This window comes from Aquiflexum gelatinilyticum (assembly GCF_024741135.1).
Taxonomy (GTDB): domain Bacteria; phylum Bacteroidota; class Bacteroidia; order Cytophagales; family Cyclobacteriaceae; genus Cognataquiflexum; species Cognataquiflexum gelatinilyticum.
The window spans coordinates 1-1,150 of the sequence record NZ_JANSUY010000039.1 but is presented as its reverse complement, the minus strand read 5'-3'; the positions used below and the strand labels follow the sequence as shown (position 1 = coordinate 1,150).

General features: G+C 51.4%; 1 rRNA gene. It reads left to right on the top strand.

The window, feature by feature from the left end:
- Positions 1–1,150 (top strand): 23S ribosomal RNA (locus tag NU887_RS21045); the annotation flags it as partial.

Below are 1,150 nucleotides of genomic sequence, written 5' to 3'. Positions count from 1 at the left end.
TGGAGGCCCGAACCCACGCACGTTGAAAAGTGCGGGGATGAGGTGTGGGTAGCGGAGAAATTCCAATCGAACCTGGAGATAGCTGGTTCTCCCCGAAATAGCTTTAGGGCTAGCCTTAAGTGTAAGAGTCTTGGAGGTAGAGCACTGATTGGACTAGGGGTCCTCATCGGATTACCGAATTCAGTCAAACTCCGAATGCCAATGACTTATCCTTAGGAGTCAGACTGCGAGTGATAAGATCCGTAGTCAAAAGGGAAACAGCCCAGACCGCCAGCTAAGGTCCCAAAGTGTGTATTAAGTGGAAAAGGATGTGGAGTTGCTTAGACAACTAGGATGTTGGCTTAGAAGCAGCCACCATTTAAAGAGTGCGTAATAGCTCACTAGTCGAGTGACTCTGCGCCGAAAATGTACCGGGGCTAAATACACCACCGAAGCTGCGGATTGATACCAATGGTATCAGTGGTAGGGGAGCGTTCTAAGGACAGTGAAGTCAGACCGGAAGGACTGGTGGAGTGCTTAGAAGTGAGAATGCCGGTATGAGTAGCGAAAGACGGGTGAGAATCCCGTCCACCGAATGCCTAAGGTTTCCTGAGGAAGGCTCGTCCGCTCAGGGTTAGTCAGGACCTAAGCCGAGGCCGACAGGCGTAGGCGATGGACAACAGGTTGATATTCCTGTACCACCTCTTTATCGTTTGAGCAATGGAGGGACGCAGAAGGATAGAAGAAGCGTGCGATTGGTTGTGCACGTCCAAGCAGTTAGGCTGATAAGTAGGCAAATCCGCTTATCGTAAAGGCTGAGCTGTGATGGGGAAGCTCCTTATGGAGCGAAGTCTTTGATTCCCCGCTGCCAAGAAAAGCTTCTAGCGAGATAAAAGGTGCCTGTACCGCAAACCGACACAGGTAGGCGAGGAGAGAATCCTAAGGTGTGCGAGAGAACTCTGGTTAAGGAACTCGGCAAAATGACCCCGTAACTTCGGGAGAAGGGGTGCTTTCTTAACGGAAAGCCGCAGTGAATAGGCCCAAGCGACTGTTTAGCAAAAACACAGCTCTCTGCGAAGCCGTAAGGCGAAGTATAGGGGGTGACACCTGCCCGGTGCTGGAAGGTTAAGGAGAGGGGTTAGCGTAAGCGAAGCTCTGAACTGAAGCCCCA